The organism is Nonomuraea sp. LP-02 (assembly GCF_036289125.1).
In the GTDB taxonomy this organism is placed as follows: domain Bacteria; phylum Actinomycetota; class Actinomycetes; order Streptosporangiales; family Streptosporangiaceae; genus Nonomuraea; species Nonomuraea bangladeshensis.
Genome location: NZ_JAXCLK010000001.1, coordinates 288,398 through 308,216, shown reverse-complemented (window position 1 = coordinate 308,216; position 19,819 = coordinate 288,398). Strand labels below are relative to the sequence as shown.

General features: G+C 73.7%; 18 protein-coding genes. 14 read left to right on the top strand and 4 right to left on the bottom strand.

The features are described from left to right. Positions 1-71: 71 nt before the first annotated feature. The 8 genes from SMD20_RS01440 to SMD20_RS01405 all read left to right on the top strand — a co-directional run bounded on the left by SMD20_RS01440 (position 72) and on the right by SMD20_RS01405 (position 9,943). Positions 72-956 carry a DUF2877 domain-containing protein gene (locus SMD20_RS01440; protein WP_329574031.1) on the top strand — a complete coding sequence of 295 codons (885 nt, stop codon included), beginning with the start codon at positions 72-74 and terminating at the stop codon, positions 954-956. After that, complete coding sequence (locus SMD20_RS01435; protein ID WP_329574028.1) at positions 953-2,302, top strand: FdrA family protein; 1,350 nt, start codon at positions 953-955, stop codon at positions 2,300-2,302. The genes SMD20_RS01440 and SMD20_RS01435 overlap by 4 nt, the downstream gene beginning before the upstream one ends. Further along, complete coding sequence (locus tag SMD20_RS01430; protein ID WP_329574026.1) at positions 2,299-3,708, top strand: DUF1116 domain-containing protein; 1,410 nt, start codon at positions 2,299-2,301, stop codon at positions 3,706-3,708. The genes SMD20_RS01435 and SMD20_RS01430 overlap by 4 nt, the downstream gene beginning before the upstream one ends. Before the next feature lie 144 nt (positions 3,709-3,852). Continuing rightward, the gene (locus SMD20_RS01425) at positions 3,853-5,901 is read left to right on the top strand and encodes a serine/threonine-protein kinase (RefSeq protein ID WP_329574023.1); all 2,049 of its coding nucleotides are present in this window, start codon (positions 3,853-3,855) and stop codon (positions 5,899-5,901) included. Positions 5,902-5,945: 44 nt separating this feature from the next. Beyond that, positions 5,946-6,518 carry a TetR/AcrR family transcriptional regulator gene (locus tag SMD20_RS01420; protein ID WP_329574022.1) on the top strand — a complete coding sequence of 191 codons (573 nt, stop codon included), beginning with the start codon at positions 5,946-5,948 and terminating at the stop codon, positions 6,516-6,518. Positions 6,519-6,569: 51 nt separating this feature from the next. Further along, positions 6,570-7,772, top strand: a complete 1,203-nt coding sequence (locus SMD20_RS01415) for a Cmx/CmrA family chloramphenicol efflux MFS transporter (RefSeq protein WP_329574020.1) — start codon at positions 6,570-6,572, stop codon at positions 7,770-7,772. Beyond that, positions 7,769-8,581 (top strand): MOSC domain-containing protein, encoded by an 813-nt coding sequence (locus SMD20_RS01410; RefSeq protein WP_329574018.1) that lies wholly within the window; start codon positions 7,769-7,771, stop codon positions 8,579-8,581. The genes SMD20_RS01415 and SMD20_RS01410 overlap by 4 nt, the downstream gene beginning before the upstream one ends. Before the next feature lie 99 nt (positions 8,582-8,680). Beyond that, positions 8,681-9,943 carry an MFS transporter gene (locus tag SMD20_RS01405; RefSeq protein ID WP_329574016.1) on the top strand — a complete coding sequence of 421 codons (1,263 nt, stop codon included), beginning with the start codon at positions 8,681-8,683 and terminating at the stop codon, positions 9,941-9,943. Positions 9,944-9,952: 9 nt separating this feature from the next. On the opposite strand, the gene SMD20_RS01400 is transcribed toward SMD20_RS01405, so the two are convergent. Both SMD20_RS01400 and SMD20_RS01395 read right to left on the bottom strand, forming a co-directional pair. After that, positions 9,953-11,521 carry a bifunctional 3'-5' exonuclease/DNA polymerase gene (locus SMD20_RS01400; RefSeq protein WP_442942433.1) on the bottom strand — a complete coding sequence of 523 codons (1,569 nt, stop codon included), beginning with the start codon at positions 11,519-11,521 and terminating at the stop codon, positions 9,953-9,955. A gap of 21 nt (positions 11,522-11,542) precedes the next feature. Beyond that, positions 11,543-12,949: a metallophosphoesterase family protein gene (locus SMD20_RS01395; RefSeq protein WP_329574014.1), complete on the bottom strand. Its 1,407-nt coding sequence runs from the start codon at positions 12,947-12,949 to the stop codon at positions 11,543-11,545. A gap of 211 nt (positions 12,950-13,160) precedes the next feature. On the opposite strand from SMD20_RS01395, the gene SMD20_RS01390 reads away from it, so the two are divergent. Then, positions 13,161-13,574, top strand: a complete 414-nt coding sequence (locus SMD20_RS01390; protein ID WP_329574011.1) for a hypothetical protein — start codon at positions 13,161-13,163, stop codon at positions 13,572-13,574. A gap of 4 nt (positions 13,575-13,578) precedes the next feature. Here SMD20_RS01390 and SMD20_RS01385 read toward each other — a convergent pair whose 3' ends face one another. After that, positions 13,579-15,147, bottom strand: a complete 1,569-nt coding sequence (locus SMD20_RS01385) for an FAD-binding oxidoreductase (RefSeq protein ID WP_329592389.1) — start codon at positions 15,145-15,147, stop codon at positions 13,579-13,581. A gap of 31 nt (positions 15,148-15,178) precedes the next feature. Between SMD20_RS01385 and SMD20_RS01380 the strand changes: the two genes are divergently transcribed. From SMD20_RS01380 to SMD20_RS01360, 5 genes are all read left to right on the top strand, one after another. Continuing rightward, positions 15,179-15,718, top strand: coding sequence for a TetR/AcrR family transcriptional regulator (locus SMD20_RS01380; protein WP_329574009.1), 540 nt, complete (start codon positions 15,179-15,181; stop codon positions 15,716-15,718). Next, on the top strand, positions 15,681-17,219 hold the full coding sequence (locus SMD20_RS01375) for a glycerol-3-phosphate dehydrogenase/oxidase (RefSeq protein ID WP_329574007.1): 1,539 nt from the start codon (positions 15,681-15,683) through the stop codon (positions 17,217-17,219). The genes SMD20_RS01380 and SMD20_RS01375 overlap by 38 nt, the downstream gene beginning before the upstream one ends. Before the next feature lie 60 nt (positions 17,220-17,279). Then, positions 17,280-18,209 (top strand): sucrase ferredoxin, encoded by a 930-nt coding sequence (locus SMD20_RS01370; protein WP_329574005.1) that lies wholly within the window; start codon positions 17,280-17,282, stop codon positions 18,207-18,209. A 100-nt stretch (positions 18,210-18,309) separates the two neighbouring features. Then, positions 18,310-18,621 carry a WhiB family transcriptional regulator gene (locus SMD20_RS01365; protein WP_080036407.1) on the top strand — a complete coding sequence of 104 codons (312 nt, stop codon included), beginning with the start codon at positions 18,310-18,312 and terminating at the stop codon, positions 18,619-18,621. Positions 18,622-18,883: 262 nt separating this feature from the next. Further along, a complete protein-coding gene (locus SMD20_RS01360; protein WP_329574004.1) occupies positions 18,884-19,525 on the top strand; it encodes a maleylpyruvate isomerase N-terminal domain-containing protein in 642 nt (213 codons plus the stop codon). Positions 19,526-19,540: 15 nt separating this feature from the next. On the opposite strand, the gene SMD20_RS01355 is transcribed toward SMD20_RS01360, so the two are convergent. After that, complete coding sequence (locus SMD20_RS01355; protein WP_020540739.1) at positions 19,541-19,774, bottom strand: DUF397 domain-containing protein; 234 nt, start codon at positions 19,772-19,774, stop codon at positions 19,541-19,543. Between the last annotated feature and the right edge of the window lie 45 nt (positions 19,775-19,819).

The window sequence follows — 19,819 nt, the reverse complement described above, 5'->3', positions numbered from 1 at the left end:
GGCAAATTTCTCCGTACGGAGGGTTCGCGGACCGTTCTACGGTCAGGTCCAAGGTCGGTCAGGGAGGTCCGGTGCCCGTCGGTGTCCATGTCAGCACGTCCGCGCGGCGCAACCGCGTCCGTGTCTCGGCCCACGTCTCGGGAGCGGCCAGCACCGCGGTCCGTCCGCTCCTGGAGGCGTCGCGGCGGCCCGCGCGGGTGCTCGCGGCGTTCCCCGCCGGGGTCTACCTGGAGGTGCGGACGGAGCTGGAGCCGACGGTGATCGCGGTCATCACCGGCGAGGCGGTCCGGCTCCCCAACTCGGTGCTGCTGGCGGGCGGACTGCCCAGGGTCGAGGTGGGCGAGGAGGCGTGGGTGGGCGACCGGGGCGTGGACCTCGGGCCGCTGAGCCTGCGCGTACGGCGCTGGTGGGATCCCGCCCCGCCGCTGGGCCAGGTGAACCTGGCGGACCTGGAGGGGGCCGCCGCGGTCCTGGCCCGGCCGGCGGAGCCCGCTCCCGGGCTGCCGGGCAACGGCGCGGTGGCCGCGCTCGCGGCGGCCTGCGGGCGCGGCTGGCTGCTGGGCATGGCGACGGCGGCCGAGCAACTGGTCGGGCTGGGTCCCGGGCTCACGCCGAGCGGCGACGACGTGCTGGCCGGGCTGCTGGTGACGCTCCGGCATCTCGGGACGGCGACGGGGACGGAGCGGGCGCTGTGGCTGGCGGGCTGGCTGGCGGCGACCGTGACGTTCGACGCGCGCACCCGTACCACTCCCCTGTCGGCGACGCTCCTGCACTGCGCGGCCAGAGGCGAGGCGAGCCCGGAGGTGACGGCGGTGCTGCGCGGCGTCGCCGGCGCGCAGCAGCTCGAACCGGCGCTGCGGCGGCTGCGCCGGGTCGGCCACACCTCGGGGGCCGACCTGGCGCAGGGGATCGCGATCGGCGTGGACGCGGTGCTCGCACTCGGCGGGCGTCCGTGAGCGGGGAGGTCGTCGTCGTCCGCAAGGGCGCCTACCACGACTCGGTACGGCTCATGCGGGTGAGCAGGGCGCTGTCGGCGACGCCCGGCGTCGAGGCGGCCATGGTCGCCATGGCGACGGAGCTGAACGTGGCGGTGCTCGGCGACCTCGGCTTCACCGTGCCGCCGTCCGGTCCGGGCGACCTGCTGATCGCCGTACGGGCCGACGATCCCGGCGCGGCCGTGGCGGAGGCGGACCGGCGGCTCGCCGAGCTCGAACGGCCCGGCGAGGCGGGGGCGGACGGGCAGCCGCCGCTGACGACCGGGTCGGCGATCCGCCGCGAGCCCGCCGGGCTGGCGCTGGTCTCGGTGCCGGGCGAGCACGCCTTCTGCGAGGCGTACGACGCGGTGGTGGCCGGGTTGCCGGTCATGATCTTCAGTGACGGCGTGCCGGTCGCGCTGGAGCGGCGGCTGAAGGAGCTGGCCGAGGAGCGGGACGTCCTGGTCATGGGCCCCGACTGCGGCACCGCCTCGATCGGCGGCGTGGGGCTCGGCTTCGCGAACGTGCTCGCGCCGGGGCCCGTCGGCGTGGTGGCGGCGTCCGGCACCGGCGCGCAGCAGGTCACCTCGCTGCTCGACTGGGCGGGGGCGGGCGTCAGCCACATCCTTGGGGTGGGAGGCAGGGACCTGTCGGCCGAGGTCGGCGGCCTGTCCACGCTGCGCGCGCTGCGCCTGCTGGACGACGATCCGGCCACCGAGCTGATCGTGCTGATCTCCAAGCCGCCCGCGCCGGAGGTGGCGCGGGCCGTGGCGGAGGCCATGGCGGGGCTGCGTACCCCGGTGATCAGCGCGCTGCTGGGGCGGGACGCCACCGACCTGACCGACGCGGCCGAGGCGGCGCTGCGGGCGCTCGGCCGGTCGGTGCCGGAGTGGCCGTCCTGGCCCGGCCCGGTGCGCGGCGGCGCGCGCAAAACGCTCAGGGGCCTCTACTCCGGCGGGACGCTGAGCGCGGAGGCCGCGCTGGTCGCCGGGCAGGGCGACTTCGTGGACTACGGCGACGACGCCTACACGCGGGGCCGCGCGCACCCGATGATCGACCCGGCGCTGCGCGTGGAGGCGCTGGCGCGGGCGGCGGATACGGACGTGGTGCTCATGGACGTCGTCCTCGGCCACACGGCCGACCCCGATCCGGCCGTGACGCTCGCTCCCGCCATCGCCCGTACGCCGGCCACCGTGGTCGTGGCGCTGGTCGGCACCCAGGGCGACCCGCAGGACCTGCACCGCCAGGCCGCGGCGCTGCGGGAGGCGGGCGCGGCCGTCTATCTCTCCAACGCCCAGGCCGCCCGGCACGCCAGGAGCCTTTTGTGACCGTCTCGCCGTTCCTGTCCGCCCCGTCCCGCGTCGTCACGACCGGGGCGGGCCTGCTCGACGAGTCCCTGACCGCGCAGGCCGTGGCCACCACGCCGGTGGACTGGCGCCCGCCGCTGCCGGGCACCGCCGAGGCGCTGGTCGCGGTGCTGTCCGACCCGCGCAGGCAGGCCGCGAACGAGCTGGCCGCCCGCCGCCTGACCGCCGCCAGGCCGCACCTGGTGGGCGTCCGGCGCGCCTCGGAGGTGCTGGGCGAGGCGCTGGCGGGCGGCGCGTTCCTGCACGCGGGGCCGCCGATCACCTGGGAGCGGGCGTCCGGGCCGCTGCGCGGCGCGCTGATCGGCGCGATGCTGCTGGAGGGCCGGGCGGGCGACGAGCGCGACGCGGAGCGCAGGCTGGCGGCCGGCGAGGCGGCGCTGCGGCCCTGCCACGAGCACGGCGCGGTGGGGCCGATGGCGGGCGTGGTGAGCCCGTCGATGTGGATGTTCGAGGTGCGCGACGAGGAGCACGGCGGCCTCGCGTACTGCTCGCTGAACGAGGGCCTGGGCAAGGTCCTGCGGTACGGCGCGTACGGCCCCGAGGTGCTGGAGCGGCTGCGCTGGATGGACGAGGTGCTCGGCCCGGTGCTCGCCGCGGCGCTGGCCGCGACCGGGCCGCTCGACCTGCGCGCTCTCGTCGCGCAGGCGCTGCAGATGGGCGACGAGCTGCACAACCGCAACCGCGCGGCCACCTCGCTGCTGCTGCGCGAGCTGGCCCCGGCCGTGGTCGAGGCCGCACCGGGGCGGGCGGCGGAGGTGCTGCGCTTCATGGGCGGCAACGACCACTTCTTCCTCAACGCGGGCATGGCCGCGGCGAAGGCCGCCACGGATGCCGCCCGCGACGTGCCCGGCTCGTCCATGGTCGTGGCGATGGCCCGCAACGGCACCGATTTCGGCGTGCAGGTGTCGGGGCTCGGCGGGCGCTGGTTCACCGGCCCCGCCGGGGTGCCCGACGGGCTCTACCTCGGCTCGTACGGCCCCCAGGACGCCAATCCCGACATCGGCGATTCCACGATCACCGAGACCGCGGGCCTCGGCGGTTTCGCGATGGCGGCCGCGCCGGCGATCGTGCGTTTCGTGGGCGGCGAGGTGGCCGACGCGGTGCGGGCCACCCGCTCGATGTACGAGATCACGCTCGCCGAACATCCGGCGTACCAGATTCCGGGGCTCGGCTTCCGCGGCACGCCGGTCGGCATCGACGTGGCGCTGGTCGCCAGGACGGGCGTGCTGCCGGTGGTCAACACCGGTATCGCGGGCCGCGTCGCGGGAACCGGCCAGGTCGGGGCAGGTCTGGTCGAACCACCCGCGCAGGCGTTCGTGGCCGCTTTGCTGGGATTGGCCGCAGCGGTAAATGATCCAAATTCTTGAAATTGACCATTTCTGCACGTCAAGCGGGATGTAACGACGTATCAGCTTCCCTTGCGCATTCGCCGCCGTTATTGTAACGAACCTCATAATCTGCAAGTAGCGTGATGAACGCACGTGACGGATGAGGGAGATGGGGGCGGGATCATGGCAGCCGACCGCTTGCTCAGCGGATCCGGCCAGGAAGGGGACGCCGTGAGCGGCGCCGCCCAGGGCCAGGGCCGGCTGGTCGGCCGGCGCTACCGCCTGATGTCCCCGGTCGGCAGGGGCGGCATGGGCATGGTGTGGCACGCCCACGACGTGCTGCTCGACCGGGACGTCGCGGTCAAGGAGCTCATGCTGCCCTACGGGCTCGACCACGCGGGCAAGCAGCTCGCGCACCGCCGGATGCTGCGCGAGGCGAGGTCGGCCGCCCGGCTGCAACATCCCGGCATCGTGACCGTCCACGACGTGGTCGAGGAGGACGGGCGGCCCTGGATCGTCATGGAGCTGGTCCGCGCGTGGTCGCTGGAGCAGGCGGTGCGCCAGAGCGGGCCGCTGCCGGTGATCCAGGCGGCCGAGATCGCCATCCGGGTGCTCGACGCGCTCATGCACGCGCACGCCGCCGGCATCCTGCACCGCGACATCAAACCCGGCAACGTGCTGCTGACCTCCGACCGCGTCGTCCTGACCGACTTCGGCATCGCGGCGATCGAGGGCGACGTGACGATCACCCAGACCGGGCTGCTCATGGGGTCGCCGGCGTACATCCCGCCGGAGCGGCTCTCGGGGCAGACGATCACGCAGGCGGCCGACCTGTGGTCGTTCGGCGCCACCCTGTACGCCGCCGTCGAGGGGCGGCCGCCGTACGAGGGGCCGGACCCGGTCGCGGTGCTCGGCCAGGTGCTCACCCAGCCGCCGATCACGCCGTCGCGCGCCGGCTCGCTCATGCCGGTGATCGAGGGCCTGCTGCGCAAGAACCCCGAGGAGCGGCTGACCGCCCCGCAGGTCGTCGAGATGCTGGAGGCGGTGCTGCGGGCGCACGGCTCGGTCCGGCCGCGTACGCCCGAGCCGCTGCCGAGCCCGGTGGAGCCGGTGCCCGCCGACCTGCTGCCGCCGCTGGACCCGCCGTCGGGGCCGATGCCCTCGCGGATCGTGGAGACGCCCTCGGGGCCGGTACGGATCCCCTACGACCCGCTCACCAGCCCGTCGGGCGGGCACGCGATGCCGTACGACGGGCTGGGCACGCCGTCCGGCAGCCACCGCACCGACCAGATCCCGCGCCCGCAGGGCTTCGGCGACCCCGCCCACCCCGGCGGGCCGCTCCCCGGCAGGTCCGCGGGCCCGTCCATGGGCCCGTCCATGGGCCCGGACGACGACCTGATCGACGGGTCCGGCCCGCATCCGCGCCCGATCCTGCCGCTGACCACGGACAGCCGCTCCGCCGGCCCGGCGGACACCCCGTGGCCGCTGGCCTCCCCCGACGACCTGCGCGAGCACTCGCGCGGCCTGACCGACGACCTGCGCCCCGGCCGCCTGACCCGGCTGCCCTCCGCCGCGCCGCGCACGGGCAGGAGCCGCCGGAGGACCGAGGACGACGACGGCCTGTGGATGCGCGACGGCCGGCCCACGCCGCTCACGATCGCCGGATCCCTGGTGGTGGTGGGCGGCGCCATCGTCGCGGCCGTCCTCGGCCTGTCGAGCGGCGGCTCCCCCACGCCGGTGGCCGAGCAGACCGCCGCCACGGCCACCGCCCGCACCCTGCAGAGCGAGCCGTCGGCGGCGCCCGACGGCTACCGGCAGCAGACCGCGGCCGGGTTCACGGTCGCGGTGCCCGAGGGCTGGAAGCTGGCGGCGGCGGGCGGCGTGGCGACGTTCACCGGGCCCAAGGACTCCGGCCTGCGCGCGGTGGTCGAGGAGGCCGGCCCGGAGGCCGACGGCGGCCTGGCGGAGCTGAGCCGCCGGGAGGCCGAGGGCGGGCGGGAGAGCTACATCCAGGTGCAGCTCCAGGGCGTGAAGTACCGGGGCTGGAAGGCGGCCGACTGGGAGTACACGTACACGACCGACGCGGGCGTCCCCATGCACGCCCTGACCCGGTACGTCACCGTGGACGACACCACCGCCTTCACGATCACCTTCGACGTGCCCGAGCTGAAGTGGGACGAGCAGGCCGACATGCGCAAAGTGTTCCTGGACACCTTCCGGCAGACCACCTGACCTGTTTTGCACTGATCGTTCCATAACGTGCTAGCGTGGCCGTCATGGCACGACCGAGGACGTTCGAGGAGGAGGCCGCGGTCGAGGCGGCGATGCGCGCGTTCTGGCGGGCGGGTTACGAGGCCACCTCGACGCAGGACCTCTGCGCGGCCACCGGGCTCGGGCGCAGCAGCGTCTACAACGCCTTCGCCGGCAAGCACGACCTGTTCCGCAGGGCGCTGCGCCGCTACATGGACCAGCGCGACGCCGCGCTCATCGAGCTGATGGACGGCGAGCTGCCCATCAGGGAGAAGATGGCCGTCGTGCTGGGCTGGGCGGTCGCGCCCGATCCCGACGACCCGGACGGCTGCCTGGTGGTCAACTCGATGATCGAGCTGGGGCCGCGTGACGCGGAGGTCGCCGAGATGTTGCGGCGCGACACCGAGCTGCGGGTGGGGATCATGCGCGCGGCGTTCGAGGACGCCAGGGCGCGGGGCGAGCTCGCGCCGGACAAGGACCCGCTGGAGCTCGCCAGGTTCGTGACCGCCACCGTCTCCGGGCTGCGCGTGCTGGCGCGCGGCGGAGCCGACCGGGCCGCGCTCGAGTCCGTCGCGCGAACCGCGCTGGGCGTGTTCTGATTTTTTCGTGCCCGAATTTTGTACTGAACGATCTAAAAAAGGGAGGCCGCCGTGCCCTTGGCGGTTTACGTACTGGGCCTGTCGATCTTCGCGCAGGGCACCTCGGAGCTGATGCTGGCCGGGCTGCTGCCCGAGCTGGCCGCCGACCTCGGGGTGTCCGTGCCGCGGGCCGGACTGCTGATCTCGGCGTTCGCGATGGGGATGCTGGTGGGCGCTCCGGTGCTGGCCGTGGTGACGCTCCGCTGGCCCAGGCGCACGGCGTTGCTGACGTTCCTGGTGATCTTCGCGCTCTCCCACGTGGTCGGCGCGCTGACCAGCGACTACACCACGCTCTTCGTCACCAGGGTGGCCGGCGCGTTCGTGTACGCCGGGTTCTGGGCCGTGGCGGCGGGCACCGTCATCAGCCTCGTGCCGGCCGGCGCCCGCGGCCGGGCGATGAGCGTGCTCGCGGGCGGGCTGACCGTCGCGACCGTGCTCGGGCTGTCCCTGGGCACCGTGCTCGGGCAGCACCTCGGCTGGCGGGCGGCGTTCTGGGCGGTGGCCGCGATGACGCTGCTCGCGGGCGCGGGCGTGCTCGCCACCATCCCGGGCGGCGGCGGGCGCGGGGACTCTGCGCCGCGGGTCGGGGCGGAGCTGCGCGCGCTGGTCAACCCCCGGCTCTGGCTCGCCTACGGCACCACCGCGCTCGCCACCGCCGCGCTGCTGGCCACCTTCAGCTACCTGAGCGCGCTGCTCACCGTCACCACCGGGCTGGCCCCCGCCTGGGTGCCCGCCGTGCTGGCCGGCTACGGCCTCGGAGCGCTCGCCGGCATCATGATCGGCGGCAGGACCGCCGACGCGCGGCCGTTCCCGACCCTGTTCCTCGGCGTCACGGGCGTGGTCGTCGTCTCGGCGGCGCTGGCGCTGGCCGCCCCGGTCCCGGTGCTCGCCGTCGTGCTGGTGGTCCTGCTCGGCGGGTTCGGCTTCGGCACCAACCCGGCGCTCCAAACCCGCGCCTTCGCGCTGGCGGAGGGCGCGCCGACGCTCGCCGCCGCGGGCAACGTCGCCGCCTTCAACGCCGGCATCACGATAGGCCCCTGGCTGGGCGGCCTGGTCATCGACGCGGGCCTCGGTTATCCGTCGGTCTCGTGGCTCGGCGCGGCGATCGGCGTCGCGGCCCTCGCCGCGGTCGCGCTGTCGGCGCGTCTGTCCCGCGGCGAGACTCCCGCGACCCAGGACCAGGCCGTGCCCGGTGCGGTACGGTCTGCGCTATGAGGCTGGCCAGCATCCACCGATACCCCATCAAATCGACTGCCGGGCACGACCTCACCGAGGCCGAGGTGCAGCCCTGGGGCCTGGCGGGCGACCGCCGCTACCTGATCATCGACGAGCGTGGAGACATGCTCACCGCCCGCGACGAGCCCCGGCTGCTGTCCTGCGTGGCCCGGCTCGACGGCGAACGGCTCACCCTGACCGGGCCGCACGCCGATCCGTTCCCCGTGGTCCCGGACGGCACGCTGTCCACGGTGGACGTGTGGGGCACCCCGGTGGAGCTGACCGACTGCGGCGACGCGGCCGCGCGCTGGCTGTCGGAGCTGGCCGGGCGGCCGGTCCGGCTGAAGTGGCTCGACGACCCCACGCGCCGCCGCATCGGCCCGCCGTACGGGAAGCCGGGCGACAGCGTGAGCCTGGCCGACGGCGCTCCGCTGCTGCTCACCACGACCGCCTCGCTGGCGCGGCTCGACGAGTGGGTCGCGGAGGGCGCGCTGGAGCGCGGCGAGGAGCCGCCCGCGCCCCTGTCCATGCGCCGGTTCCGGCCGAGCGTGGTCGTGGACGGCGCGACGGCCTTCGCCGAGGACGAGTGGAAGCGGCTCAGGATCGGCGACGTGACCTTCCGGGTCACCAAGGGCTGCGACCGCTGCGTGCTCACGACCATCGACCCGGAGACGCGCACGAAGGGCAAGGAGCCCATCCGCACCCTGTCCCGCCACCGCAAGTGGGACGGCAAGGTCTGGTTCGGCATCAACCTGATCCCGGACACGACCGGCTGGATCAAGGTGGGCGACGCGATCACCGTCCTCTGACCGCTGTTCCTGAAATATCGCAGAAAAAGGTCTTCCCAGCCGGAAAAGGGTTGCTGTCCTTCTTTGGGGTGTTGTTGGGGTACATGCGAGACTTCACAGGTGACCAGCGCCCCTACCACGCCCGCCCAATCCCCGCCTGACCGGATCCGGAGCATCCAACGCCGCACCTTGGGCGTGTTGTCGGCGGCCCAGATCATGGGCGGCGTGGGCGTCGCGGTCGGGCTCGCGCTCAGCTCGGTCGTCGTGGACGAGCTGTCGGGGTCCACGGTCATCAGCGGCTTCGCGGGGACCGCGACCACGCTCGGCGCGGCACTGCTGGCCCTGCCCACCGCCAAGGCCTCCGGCAGGGGCGGGCGCCGCGCGGGGCTCACCCTCGCGTACGCTGCCGCACTCACCGGCTGCGCGATCTCGGTGACCGCCATCAGCCTGCGCACCTGGCCGCTGCTCCTCGCCGGGCTGGTGCTGGTGGGCGGCGGCAGCGCGGGCGGCCTGGCGGCGCGTTACTCGGCCACCGACCTGTCGCCGAAGGGCCGCTCGGCCCGGCACCTGTCGCTGGTCGTCTGGGCCGCGACCATCGGCTCCGTCGCCGGCCCCAACCTGGCAGAACCCACCGACCTGATGGGCATCAGGCTGGGGCTGGTGGACAAGGCGGGCCCGTTCGCGTTCGCGGCGCTCGCCTTCACCGTGGCGATGATCATCATCCTCGGCCTGCTGCGCCCTGACCCGCTCCGGCTGGCCCGCCGCCTCGACGGCACGGCCGAGGACGGACCCGCCGGGAACCGGACGATCCGCACCGCCTGGGACACCCTGCGCACCACCCCGGCGGCCCGCCGCGCCCTGGTCATGATCGCGGTGAGCCACACGGCCATGGTGTCGGTCATGTCGATGACCCCGGTCAAGCTCCACCACGACGGCTCCACGCTGGACGTCATCGGCCTGGTGATCAGCCTGCACATCGCCGGGATGTACATGCTCTCGCCGCTCGTCGGCTGGCTGGCGGACAAGGTGGGCAAGGTGCCCGTGCTGCTGCTCGGCACGGCGCTGCTGGTGATCGCCGCCGCGCTCGCCGGCACCGCCGGGCACCGGGTCGGGCAGGTGACGGCGGCGCTGTTCCTGCTCGGCCTCGGCTGGTCGTGCGGGCTGGTCGCCGGCTCGGCGCTGGTCACCGAGTCGGTGCCGATCGAGCGCCGCCCCTCCGTCCAGGGACTGTCCGACCTGATCATGAACGTCTGCGGCGCGACCGGCACGATCGTCGCCGGCGCGATCGTCGGCGCGCTGTCCTACGGCGTCCTGGGCCTGGTCGTCGGCGTCATGGTCGCCCTCGCCGGGCTCTGGCTCCTGGCCGTGCGCTCCCGCCCGTGACCGGAAGGCTCATTTGGCGTCGCCGTAACAGGTGACGGCCACCGCCTCCATCGGAAAGCGGACCGGGGTGCCGCCGAACAGCAGGCGGGTGGCCTCGGCGGCGGCCGCCTGCACCGCCGCGATCACCTCGTCGGCCTGCTCGCGCGGGCAGTGCACCATCACCTCGTCGTGCTGGAAGAACACCAGCCTGGCCGGCTCGGGCAGCAGCCCCCGCAGCACCGCGAGCAGCGCGAGCGCCCACTCCGCCGCGGTGCCCTGCACCACGAAGTTGCGGGTGAAGCGGCCCCGGTCGCGGGCCGCGCGCCCGCCCTCGGGCCCCGACACGAGCTCACGCCAGCGCGCCGACGGCGGCGGGCTGGTGCGGCCCAGCCACGAGCGCACCAGCCGGCCCTCCTCCCCCGCCTTGGCGGCGTCCTCCACGAACTGGTAGGCCTTCGGGAAGCGCTGCCGCATCACGGCCAGCAGCTTGGAGGCGTCGCCGCTGGTGCCGCCGTACATCGCCGACAGCATGGCGATCTTGGCGTGGTCGCGCTGCCCGCCGAAGGACGTGGCGAGCGCCGAGTAGAGGTCGATCTCGCCCGCCGCCCTCGCCAGCCCGACGTCACCGGCCATGGCGGCGAGCACCCGGGGTTCGAGCTGGGCGGCGTCGGCCACGACCAGCGTCCAGCCCTCGTCGGCCACCACCACGCGGCGCATGACCTTGGGGATCTGCAGCGCGCCGCCGCCGCTGGTGGCCCACCGCCCGGACACCACGCCGCCCACCACGTATTCGGGGCGGAACCGCCCGCCGCGCACCCACTGGTCGGCCCACGCCCACCCGTGCGCGCTGAACAGCCTGGCCAGCTCCTTGTAGGCCAGCAGCGGCGTCACGGCGGGATGCTCGACCCGCTTGAGCTCCCACGAACGGGTGCTCTTGAGCTCGACCCCCGCGTCCTTGAACGCCTTGACGAGCTGGCGCACCGAATCGGGGTTGACCGGCCGGCCGAACGCCGCGGCCACCTCGTCGGCCAGCGCCTGCAGCCTGGCCGGCCGCATGCCGTGCACGGGACGCGGCCCGAGCAGGCCGGTCAGCAGCTCGTCGTGCAGGTCCTTGCGCCAGGGCATGCCCTCGTGCGCCATCTCGGCGGCCACCAGCGCGCCCGCCGACTCGGCGGCCACCAGCAGCCGGAACCTGCCGGGCTCGGGCAGCGCCGCGACGCGCCGGAGCTGGTCGGCCAGCACCTCGGCCACCGCCTCCGCCGCCATCGGCTCGGGCGCGAACAGCGTGCCGGGCGGGCTCGGCGGCTCCTCCGGCACGGGCAGCCCGCGCAGCCTCGCGTGGGCGGCCCTCGCCGTGCGGCTCTCGCCGTGGCGGCCCTCGTACGCGAGCAGCAGGCCCTCGGTGAGCGCGAGGTCGTGGCAACGGCCGACCCGCACCCCTGACTCCAGCAGCGCCGGATAGGTCTCGCGCGTGTCGGCCCACGCCCATCGGGGCCGCTCGGCCGCCTCGATCTCCCGCACGGCCGCGGCCAGGTCGGCGGGACGGCTCACCTCGCCCCCGACCGGGAGCACCGTCTCTCCGGCGACCACCACGTACACGTGCTCAAGGGTGCCAAACGGCTACGACAGACTGATGCGCACCTCGTCCTCGACGGGCGGCTCCAGCTCCTGGGCGAGGCAGCCGGTGACGGCGAAGCACCGCAGCGTCAGCTCCCGCGGCGTCACCGAGGCGTGCAGGAAGTGCTTGAAGAACGGCGGCGCGTCCCAGTCGGACAGCTCCGACAGGAAGCGGTGGTTGGTCTTGCCCACGGGCAGCCGCAGCGGCCACGGCCAGGCGCCGAGCAGCCGCGCCGCCCACCGCATCCGGCGGGTGACCTCGACCGGTCCCTCGGGCGTGCGGGGCGGCTCGTTCCCGATCCGCTCCGCCGAGATGCACACCGCCTCCCGCGGCCGCAGGTAGAGCCACCTCATGCGGAGCCTGCGGGCGTAGAGATGGCTGTAGTACGACAGCGAGTCGCCGCGCAGCGGATAGCACTTGAAGTCGTCCTCGGCCACCTCGGCCACGTCGACCCGGTCGATGGTGTGCGTGGCGTGCATGAACGCGCCGCCCCCGCCGGAGACGACGTACTGGATGACCCGGTCGCCCACCCGGACCGGGTAGCGCTGGTAGTTGTGCACGTCGCCGCCGATGGCCGCGACGTAGCGGTGCGCCGGGTCGCGGACGATGTCGTCGATCGTGCCGCCGCCCTCCAGCGCCGACGGTTTGTACGCGTTGTTGACGTAGATCGGCTTGCCGGTCACCAGGATCTTGGGGCGCGGGTCGAGCGAGACCCGGCGCAGCCAGGCGGTCTGGCCCTCGTCGATGACGTTCTTGATGCCGGTGTCCACGCCGACGATGAGCAGGCTGTCGGTCTCGATCGCCCAGTAGGGCCCCGGCTGGGCTCCCTGCTGGGACGGCCGGCCGCGCAGCGCGCGGGCCTCCTTCAGCAGGGTCTCGTCGATGGTCTCCGGCTTGCGCCAGAGCAGCCCGCGCAGGCCGCGGTCGGGCTTGGGCTTGAGCGGGGGCGCGTCGCAGAAGACGCGCATGAAGCCGCCGAGGCCGTCGTACCAGTCGTGGTTGCCCGGGATCGCGTAGATGGGGGCGTCGTAGTCTTTGTACGGGCGGAAGAATTTGGCGCCGTACTCGTTGCCGGATCCGGTCGGATAGATCACGTCGCTGGCGATGACGGCGAAAGCGGTGCCTGCGCCCACTTTCAGCATCGGGGGGACGACGGCGTACTGGGAGGCGTCGCCCTCGCCGGTGTCACCCAGCAGGAGGAAATCGAAATTTCCCTTTACGGGCGGCCTGATGCGAAATTCCGGATCGACCCCGCGGACTTCCTGTTCCGCCACCCACCGCGCCCGCACCTCGCCCGACGGATCCCCGAACAGCCCCGCCAGGATCTCGTTGCGCGAGCGCCATAATGTGCTCGCGTTGAGCCAGGTGAAGCCCCGGTCATCCGGTCTTAACGCCGCGAATGTGCCCATCTGTGAGCAGGCCCATCCCGCTCCTTCCTCAGACTCCCGCGAAGAGAGCCTTTTTCCACGCTCGGCCGCCGCTTCCACCATGAACACATCTTTACCTCACTCCACCCTTCACGCATCATGGACGCTCCGTGCCGTGAAGAACACAGAAGGTTCACAATGGTGTACCCTCACCCCCCAAGCAAGCGGTTGGGACCACCGAGGGGAGGCTCCCATGACGCGTAACGGCCCGGACGACGCGACCCGGAGGGGAACCGCGGAGACGGCCGAGATCGAGGGCCTGCTCGCCCTCGCCGCCACCCGTCCCAAGTGGGGCAGGGCGGCACTGAACGTCATGAGCGAGGCGATCGCCAAGTGCAGGGTCCTCCGGCGCAGGTTCCCCGGCGAGCACGACGCGCTGCTCGCCCGCTGCCTCTGGACGGCGTCCCTGATGCTGCTCGACCGGCGCCAGGCCGTCGAAGCCCTCCCGCTCGCCCAGGAGGCGGTGGCGCTCACGCGCGAACGCGGCGGCGCCCCGCTGGTCCAGGCGCTGCGTCACCTGGCGAGCGTCGAGGAGGCGCTCAACCGCTTCAGCGAGGCCGCCGCCACCCTGGAGGAGGCCGACCGGGACAACCGGCCGCCGGGCTGACGGCCTACGGAGCGGCGACCAGCGCGCCAGGGTTGAGTATCCCGGCGGGGTCGAGCCGGGCCTTGACCGCCTGGAGCACGGCGACGCCCAGCGGCCCGATCTCGGCGGCGTAGGCGTCGCGGTGGTCGCGGCCGACCCCGTGGTGGTGGGAGATCGTGCCGCCGGCGGCCACGATGGCGGCGTTCACCTCGGCCTTGGCCCGCTCCCACTGCGCCACCGGGTCGCCGTCCTGGGGGGTGACGACGGTGAAGTAGAGGGAGGCGCCGGTCTCGTACACGTGCGAGATGTGGCACATCACCAGCGGCGAGCCCAGCGCGCCGAGCAGCGCGAGCCGGACCGCGTCGTAGAGCCTGGGCAGGTCCGCCCAGAACCCGGCGGTCTCCAGCGTCTCGACGGTGGCCCCGGCGGCGAGCAGCGAGTCCCGCAGGTACGGCGCCGAGAAGCGCCCGTGCTCCCACGCCCGTCCCGGCTCCTCCCCCAGCGGCTCGCCGCCGAGCCGCGCCAGCACGGCCCCCGCGGCGTCCCGCCGCGCGGACACCGACGCGCCCTCGTAGCCCGCCACCAGCAGGCACCCGCCCGAGCCGCCCGAGCCGATCGCGTCCGGCTTCGCCAGCCCGATCATCGTCTCGGTCTCGTCCGACAGCCGCAGCACGGTGGGCGTCGGTCCGTCCTGGGCGAGCGCCCGCACGGCCGCCGACCCGGCCGTCCAGGACGGGAAGCGCCAGCCCTCGTAGACCCGCTCGGCGGGGGCCCGGCGCACGCGCAGCCGCAGCGCGGTGATGACGCCGAACGCGCCTTCCGAGCCGAGCACGAGCTGGCGCAGGTCGGGGCCGGCCGCCGACTTGGGCGCGCGGCCGAGTTCGAGCGTGCCGGAGGGCGTGGCCAGGGTGAGGCCGACCACCATGTCGTCGAAGCGGCCGTAGCCGGCGGATGCCTGGCCGCTGGAGCGGGCCGCGGCGAAGCCGCCGAGCGTGGCGTACTCGAAGGACTGGGGGAAGTGGCCGAGGGTCAGGCCGTGCGCGGCGAGCAGCCGCTCGGCGTCGGGGGCGCGCAGGCCCGGCTCGAACTCGGCGGTCATCGACTCGGCGTCCACCGAGCGCAGCCGGTCGAGCCGCGCCAGGTCGAGCGCGATCACGCCGGCGAAGCCGTCGCGGGCGCTCGCGGCGAGCCCGCCCACCACCGAGGTGCCGCCGCCGAAGGGCACGACCGCGACGCGTTCGCGCGCGCAGAGGGCGAGCAGGCCGGCGACCTCCTCGTGCGAGCCGGGCAGCACCACGGCGTCGGGCGCGTCGGAGCCGTCGCCGGCCCGGATGCGCAGCAGGTCGGGGGTGGACTTGCCGCGCGTGTGGCGGACCCGGTCCTCGTGCCCGGTCCGTACGTGCTCCGCCCCGACGACCCCGGCCAGCGCCTCCAGGTGGGCCGGGGTGAGGGCGACCGGTGGCAGCCGTACCGACTCCAGGGCGGCGGCGGGCGCGTCGGGGGCCCGCACGCCCAGGAGGTCGCGCAGCAGCCCGCGTACCTGTTCGGGCAGCTCGCGGGCCTTGGCGGGGTCGCCCCAGCCGCACCACAGCATCGGTTCTCGGGTCATGCGTACACTGTGACACATGACGGCTAATCGTCACAATGACGGCGTTCTGGACGCGGCTCGCGACTGCGTGCTGGCCTACGGCGTCCGCAGGACGACGCTCACGGACGTGGCGCGGCGGGCGGGCGTGTCCCGGATGACGCTGTACCGCCGCTGGCCGGACGTGCGCACCCTGGTCGCCGACCTGATGACGCGGGAGTGGGTGCGGGTGCTGTCCGGGCTCGACCTCGGCGACCCGGTCCCGGCGGTCGTCGAGGGCGTACGGAGCCTGCGCGCCCACCCCCTCTGGCGCAAGATCGTCGAGGCGGACCCCGACCTGCTGCTCCCCTACCTGCTCGACCGGCGCGGCGCCACCCACGAGGCCGTGCTGGAGCTCCTGGAGCCGGCCGTCGGCGACCCGGCGAGGGCGCGGGCCGTGCTGCTCGTGGCCCAGTCGTTCCTGCTGTCGGCGCCCACCATGCTCGACCCCGTCACCCTGGACGAGCTCGACGCCGAGCTCGCCGCCCTGCTGGAGGCCTATCTTGGACAGTTCGCTCAACGCCGCCCGCCGCGCCCGTGAGCTGCGCGGGGTCGCCGAGGAACGGCTCGACGTGCTGGTGGTCGGGCTGGGCGCGACCGGCGCGGGAGCCGCGCTGGACGCCGCCGCGCGCGGCCTGCGCGTGGCCGCGATCGACGCGCACGACCTGGCGTTCGGCACCTCGCGGTGGAGCTCCAAGCTGATCCACGGCGGGCTGCGCTACCTGGCGAAGGGCCAGGTGGGCGTGGCGCACGAGAGCGCCGTCGAGCGCGGGATCCTGCTGCGCAGGACGGCTCCGCACCTGGTCAGGGCGCACCCGTACGCGCTGCCGCTGACCCCCGCCGTCTCACGGAAGCAGGCCGCGCTGGTGATGTCCGGCTACCGGCTCGGCGACGCGCTGCGGGCCGCCGCCCGCACCCCGCGCCGCCTGCTGCCCGGCCCGTCCCGGCTGGACGCGGCGCGGGCGCACACGCTCGTCCCGGTCGCCCCCGCGGGGAGCCTGCGTGGCGCGCTGCTGTCCTGGGACGGCCGACTGCTCGACGACGCCCGCCTGGTGGTGGCGATCGCCAGGACCGCCGCCGCGCGCGGGGCCCGCGTGCTGACCCGCTGCCGCGCCCTGCGCATTACCGGCCCGGACGGCGGGATGACGGTCGCCGTACGCGACGAGCTGACCGGCGAGGAGTTCGAGATCCGCGCCCGCACGGTGATCAACGCCACCGGCGTGTGGGCCGGAACCCTGGACCCCCACGTACGGCTGCGCCCGTCCCGTGGCACGCACCTCGTGCTGCGGCCGGGGACGCTGCCCGGCCTGATCGCCGGCGTGCATCTGCCCCTTCCCGGCGAGACCAACCGGTTCGCCCTGGTTCTCCCCCAGCACGACGGCCGCGTGTACGTCGGCCTCACCGACGAACCCGTGGACGGGCCGGTGCCCGACGTTCCCGAGGCCCCCGAGGAGGACGTCACAGCGCTCCTGGAGGTGCTGAACGGGGTTCTCGGGACTCGGGTGGCCAGAGAGGCGGTCGCGGGCGCGTACGCGGGCCTGAGGCCGCTCCTGGCGACCGACGACGCCGGGGGTGACGCGGCGGGCGGGCGCACCGCCGACCTGTCCCGGCGGCACGCGGTGCTGTCGGAGGGCGGCCTCGTCACCGTCGTCGGCGGAAAACTCACCACATACCGTCGCATGGCGGAGGACGCGGTTGATCGTGCGGTTTCCTGCGGAAACCTGCGGGCAGGACGAAGCAGCACCCGGCGCATCCCGCTCGTGGGCGCGGAGCCACGTGCCGCGGCGGACGACGTGCCCGCCCGGCTGACCGAGCGCTACGGCGGCGAGGCGGCCGCCGTCCACGAGCTCGTACGGGCGCATCCGGAGGAGGTCGGCCTCGGCATCACCGTGGGCGAGCTCTTGTGGTCCGTCCGGCACGAGGGCGCGCTCGACGCGAGCGACCTGCTGGACCGGCGGACCAGAATCGGCCTGGTCAAAGAGGACAGGGAGCGCGCTCTGCCCGCGACACGTGACGTGCTTGCGCGAATCACCCACCTCTGATGTCGCCTATCCGTTAGGTTAGTCTTACCTAATTAACAGGCGACGGAGAGAGGACCGGCGTTGGCGAAGGGCTGCGACCATCCGTTCGGGTGCCACACCGGGGAGGTGCCCACGCTTGCCAGCGCCACCGTGGGCGCCCGGCTGTGGCTGCTCGTCGAGTATCCCGGCCCCTGGCCCTCCCACCTGGAAAGCTTCGAACTTGCTGAAGAAATTTCAGAACTGGTCCGCAGGGCGCTCGAACGCGGTATCAGGCCCCAGCTGATCCGCCGTCCCGGCCGCCGGACCCGCCCACGGGAGCAGGGGATCCGTGTGCTACTCGCGTACGCGGCAGGAGAGCGCCCCTGGCTCGCGAGCGGCATCGTCGCAGGTCCCGAAGATCTTGACCTGGACGCGCTGGTGGCCGGAGTGGTCCCAGGGTCCTGCATACTGGAAGACGAGCCGGTATTTCTGGTCTGCACGCACGCCAAGCGCAATGTGTGCTGCGCCCGCATTGGACTACCCCTCGCTCGGTCCCTGGCCGAAAACTTGCCGGACAGAGTATGGGAAACGTCACACGTTGGCGGCGATCGCTACGCCGCCAACCTCGTGTGCTTGCCACACGGAATTTTCTACGGCAGCATGTCTCAGGCTGCTGCACTGGCAGCGGCTAACGCGTACCGGTCGGGCGAGGTCATCCTCGACCGCTACCGGGGACGCGCGGGCATCCCTGAGCCATTGCAAGCCGTCGAGCACTTCGCCCGAGCCCATACGGGAGAGTGCTCCGTCGGCGCGGTGGCCGTGGAATCCTCCAGGACGGACGGCGACGTCACCGAAGCCATCGTGCGAGTGCGCACGAAGCGGCACGGTGACGTACGGTTCCAGGTTGTGGTTGAGCCATCGGCGTTCACGACGCCGTGTGGTACGGCTTGCGCCGAGACGATCATGACCTACCGGCTGGTTTCGCTGGACAGGCTCACGCCTGTGCGGTACGCCACGCCCGCCCTCGCCTGATCAGGGAACATCACGGCTCCTCCTTGCGTTGGAACAGTGACGCCAAAAGCGTCCAATGCGGCTCAATTACCGAAATACCTCTCACGAAGGTGGTTTTCTCATGTCTCAGGTACGTCGGCAGCTCGCCCGCCCGCGCCCCAGCTGGGGTTGGCAGGATGATGCCGCGTGCCGGGGTGAGGACCTCGTGCTCTTCTTCGGCCCCGACGGGGAGCGGCAGCCCGAGCGTGACGTACGTGAGCGGAAGGCCAAGGCGATCTGCGCCCAGTGCCCCGTCCGCAACGAGTGCCTTGACTACGCGCTGTCCCGGCCGGAGAAGTACGGCACGTGGGGCGGTCTCAACGAGGACGAGCGCGCCAGCGAGCGTCGCCGTCGCATGCGCCGCGCGGCCAGCGCCGGCATCTCCGCGGCCTGACACCTCACCCGGCAGCAACACCATCATCGCGTGATCGCGCAGTTGTCCCGATGAACCGGAGCCTGGCGTCCCACGACCAGGCTCCGGCGAACCCGGTCGGGGCAACTGCCTGATCAGGCGCACACGAACCACGAGGAACCCGACGCACGGCGGCCCCCACTAGCCGCCGGGCGCTCGGGTTCTCCTCGTCTTCGGCACCGAACGCGCGCGGCCGGTGACCCCCGATCGGGGGTCACCGGCCGCGCGCGTTAGAGTGCCCGGCATGGCACGGACGAAGCGGACTCCGGTGACGGCCGACGACCTGCTGCGGGTCGTCCATCTGGCCGTCGATCTGCTCGCCGGCGCGCCCGCGGGCGCGTGGGAGCGCAGGGCGGGCTCGCTGGAGTGGACGTGCCGCGAGACCGCCGACCACCTGGCCGACGACCTGTTCGCCTACGCGGCGCAGCTCGGCCCGCGACGCCCGCCGCTGGACGGCTACGTCCCCTTCGCGGTGAGCGCCCGCAGGGAGGGCGCGCCCGTGGAGACCATCCGCACCCGGCCCGAGGCCGGGCCGGAAGGGCTGCTGCAGGTGGTGGAGGCGTGCGGCGGGCTGCTGGCCGCGATGGTGCGCACCGCGCCGCCGGACGTGCTCGCCCATCACGGGTTCGGTGACGCCGATCCCGAGGGCTTCGCCGCGATGGGGCTCGTGGAGACGCTCGTGCACACCCACGACCTGGCCGAGGGGCTCGGCCTGACGTGGGAACCACCCGCGGAGGTGTGCGCGCGGGTGCTCGACCGGCTCTTCCCCGACGCCCCCGAGGACGCCGAGCCGTGGCCGGCGCTGCTGTGGGCGACGGGACGCGCCGAGCTCCCGGGGCGCCCGCGCCGCACGGAGTGGCGCTGGTACAGCGCGCCCCGGGACTGACCGGTAACCCCGGCCTCACACGATGAGGTCGTCGAACTCCCCGTCCTTGGCCCCGAGCACGAACGCGGCGATCTCCGCGGGGGTGTAGACCAGGGCCGGCCCTTCGGGAAAGCGTGAGTTGCGCATGGCGATCTCCCCGTTGGGCAGGGTCGCCACCTCGACGCAGTTGCCGTTGGGGTTGCTCCGCCTGCTCTTGCGCCAGACGACGGGAAGGCGGCCGGCGGGGGTTCCGTTCCGGAACTCGTGCATGGGGGCAGCTCCTCGCGATCTTACGGATGCACGTGCATCCGCGTT